Source organism: Clostridium sp. Marseille-QA1073, from assembly GCF_054863625.1.
On sequence record NZ_JBSVQM010000055.1, the window covers coordinates 1 to 3,704 of the forward strand.

The 3,704-nt window shown below is 26.1% G+C and carries 6 protein-coding genes; all 6 read left to right on the plus strand.

The features are described 5' to 3' along the window. The first annotated feature begins 140 nt into the window (after nt 1-140). Nucleotides 141-341 (plus strand): hypothetical protein, encoded by a 201-nt coding sequence (locus ACY1IQ_RS20960; RefSeq protein WP_461612831.1) that lies wholly within the window; start codon nt 141-143, stop codon nt 339-341. 268 nt (nt 342-609) lie between these two features. Then, nucleotides 610-1,671, plus strand: a complete 1,062-nt coding sequence (locus ACY1IQ_RS20965) for an exonuclease/endonuclease/phosphatase family protein (RefSeq protein WP_461612830.1) — start codon at nt 610-612, stop codon at nt 1,669-1,671. A 180-nt stretch (nt 1,672-1,851) separates the two neighbouring features. Continuing rightward, entirely contained in the window at nt 1,852-2,136 is a 285-nt protein-coding gene (locus ACY1IQ_RS20970) for a class I SAM-dependent methyltransferase (protein ID WP_461615815.1), read from the plus strand. 77 nt (nt 2,137-2,213) lie between these two features. Beyond that, entirely contained in the window at nt 2,214-2,396 is a 183-nt protein-coding gene (locus ACY1IQ_RS20975; RefSeq protein ID WP_461615816.1) for a hypothetical protein, read from the plus strand. Nucleotides 2,397-2,679: 283 nt separating this feature from the next. Further along, nucleotides 2,680-3,258, plus strand: coding sequence for an NAD(P)H-dependent oxidoreductase (locus ACY1IQ_RS20980; protein WP_461612828.1), 579 nt, complete (start codon nt 2,680-2,682; stop codon nt 3,256-3,258). Between the two features lie 86 nt (nt 3,259-3,344). Then, nucleotides 3,345-3,470 carry a hypothetical protein gene (locus tag ACY1IQ_RS20985; RefSeq protein ID WP_461612827.1) on the plus strand — a complete coding sequence of 42 codons (126 nt, stop codon included), beginning with the start codon at nt 3,345-3,347 and terminating at the stop codon, nt 3,468-3,470. Nucleotides 3,471-3,704: the final 234 nt, after the last annotated feature.

Here is a 3,704-nt window from a genome sequence, read left to right on the forward strand (position 1 = left end):
TGCAAATGTAGGTTTGTAAGGCAAATAAATTTTAAAAATTCTTAGATACTATTATAATTAATATTGTAATATGAAGACATCAAGTACCTTTAAGATGTTGGATTTATAATGAAAGCTTTGAAAGTTATGAGGATAATGAGATGGAAAAGATTAGTTTGGTATTAAATAGAATATCTGCTGGAACTACAGTTGTTTTTGGAGGACTTTACATCATAGAAAGTTTAAGTCATAGTGCTTCTGGTATGATGTCCCCTGCGGTTTTTCCATTAGCTATGGGTTCTATTATTCTTTTTACATCGACTTTATTGTTTAACATTAATCAATTTAAAAAACAAAATTGATTAATGTTATTTCAAAGCTAATAAAACATATTAACCTCTTAAATAAATTCATAATAAAGTTATCTATGAAAAACCACGGCACCCCCTTGCTGTGGTTTTTTATGTTAAAATTAAAGTTGAATTCTTATATTTATTCCTTTACTTTAAATAATTTTAATATACATATATAAATAATGATCTTATTATTTTAAAAGTAATTATTTATATGGTAATATTAAAGCCATAAAATCATTATAATTTTATAAATATTTATATTTAGGAGGAGTAGATGAAAAATAGATTTTTAAAATGGTTTTTATATGGGGCACTTGTAGTAGGAATTTTAATAATAGGATATTTTGCTTTTATGACAATTACAGATTATAAGCCAGAGAAAATTTTAGAAGTTAAAATAGAAAACAATAAAGAAGAACAAGCTAAATTAAATTCTCTAATGACTATTATGACTTATAATATAGGCTATTGTGGAATGGACAAAGATGTAGACTTTTTTATGGATGGAGGAAAAGAGTCCCGTTCACTTAGTAAGGAGAAGACCATAGAAAATTTGAAAGAAAGTTTTAAAATAATAGAAAAAGAAAGTCCAACTTTTATTTTTCTACAAGAAGTGGACAAAAAAGCTACAAGAAGTTATAAGGTAGATCAATATGATTATTTTACAAATAATTTAAATGGATATTCATCTAGTTTTGCAATTAATTATAAAGTACCATGGGTACCTGTGCCTATTAAAAAGCCTCATGGGAATGTATTAGCGGGATTAGCGAATTTTTCAAAACTAACTGTGAATAAAAGCACAAGGTATGATTTGCCAGGAAAAGAGTTATGGCCAAGGCAGTTAGCAGAACTTGATCGCTGTATTTTAGTTAATAGAGTGCCAGTGGAGAATGGAAAAGAATTAGTTTTGATAAATCTTCATTTATCAGCCTATGATAAAGGTGGCAAAATAAGAAAGCAACAACTTGATTTTTTATCTTCATTTTTGCAGGAAGAATATAAAAAAGGCAATTATATAATTGCAGGTGGAGATTTTAATCATCAAATTCCAGGGAGTGAAGGTTCTATTTTTAAGACTACAGAAGAATGGCCAGAATGGCTTCAACCTATCCCGAAAGATTTTGAGTTGGAAGGCTTTACATGGAGTTTTGATGAAGAAAATCCAACAGTTAGAGCAGTAGCAAAGCCTTATAAAAAAGGAGAAACTTTTACAACTATAATAGATGGATTTTTGATTTCTAATAATGTTGAAGCTATATTTACTAAAACAAAAGACTTAGATTTTACTTATTCCGATCATAATCCAATAATATTAAACTTTAAATTAAAATAAATTAATATTTTTAAGGACTACTATTAAATTAAATATTTTAGTAGCCTTTTTTAGAAAAATTATAAAATCATAAGATTAAAATTTTCAATCAAGTTTTTAACAGGAAATTAGGTATTAAGATAGAATAGTTAAGAATTCAGAAATTATTTGTATAATAATATATAAAGTGAGGATGAAAATATGAATAATCTTATATCAGCTTTTCCTTTGTATAACTTCTTAAAATACTGCAATGGTAGCTCGCTTGAAAAAGTTATTCTTGATTGCGGCGCTGGTGGAATTAACCCACCTCTTTCTCTATTTTATGAGTTTGGATATAAAACTTACGGCATTGAAATATGCGAAGAACAATTAGAAAAAGCTAGTTCTTTTTGTGATACAAGTAATATGAAGTTAAACATTATTAAAGGAGATATGAAGGAAATTCCTTTAATAATGAATTTTTTAGCTTTTGTTTTCTTATAATACTTCTGTTCATATGAAGAAACAAGATTTTTACTTGCTTTACAAGAATTTTATAGAGTATTAAAATCTAAAGGATTGTGTTATGTAAATTTTTTAGTGAAGAATGTGATTCCTATGGAAAAGGTAATCAAGTTAACGAAGGGGAGTTCATACAAATTGAAGATGAGCAAGAAGTATTTTACTGCCACTATAGAGAGGATGAGATCGAACAATATTTTAATGGATTTGAAATTCTCTATAAAGAAAAACGAACAATTTAGAGAAGAATTGATGATGAAAAATGTACATCATCATATTTCGATTATATATTAATGAAAAAATAATTGTTAATTATTATTTTATAAGATAAAAAACTAAAAATTTATTTTTAATATACTATGTAACTTTAAAAGTTTAGATGATTATTATTATCTAATGTAGACTAAAATTAAGTGTAAGATAGATAAATTATTATGGGTTAAAAATTATTGGTGTTTCTATAGAATAATATTTACAAACTAGCAAAAACTAAACTATATTTGTTTTGAGAAAGGGGATATACATATGAAACATTTAATAATTTATGCTCATCCTAATCCTAATAGTTTTTGTCATGCTATATTAGAAAGTGTAGAAAATGTTAGTAAAAATAAAGGACATGAAGTAAAGATTAAAGATTTATATGCAATTAACTTTAATCCAACATTACAACCAGCAGATTTTGAAGCTTTTGGAAGAGGAGAAGTTCCTAGTGACATTAAAAGTGAACAGGAAGAAGTAAAGTGGGCGGATCTTATTACTTTTATTTACCCTGTATGGTGGGCATCAATGCCAGCTATACTTAAAGGATATATAGATAGAGTATTTGCTAATGGATTTGCATATAAATATGACAATAATGCACCAGTAGGTCTGCTAGAAGGAAAAAAAGCACTAGTATTCAATACAACTGGATCTCCTAGTGATGACTATGCAGAAAATGGTATGCATGACGCTATGAAACAAATGGTAAATGATGGTATATTTAAATTTTGTGGAATTGAACCACTTTATCATACTTTCTTTGGTGCTGTTCCTTTTGTAGATGATGAATCACGTAAAGAGTATTTAACAAAAACAGAAACTTTAATACAAAACTTATAATAAAATTTTAGCCATTACTTTAAAAGTAATGGCTAAAATTTTATTAATAAATTATAGAGATGATATGTATTACTATTTTTCAAGTGATGAAGTTGCTTTTATTTAAAGCTTGTTTAAATAAATTAAGTTCAAACTTAATTATTAAGTATCTATTTAGAGAAGTTGATGATTTAGACATTCAAAGAAGCGGTTATATTATGAAGATGGATTAAATTACAAAAATGTAAGTTTAATTCTTAGTTTTGTAAGGTATATGAATGGTTTAGCTATTTGATTTTACTTATAATAAAATCATAAGTTATAAACATGCTAGATAGTTAAATTCGATATATAAAATCACATATCCAACCTTGAAAACTAAGTACTATGTAAGAGAGAAGTAACCTATAGAATTTTTCTATAGGTTACTTTTCTTTTAATAAAAAATTTATAAATAATTTTATATT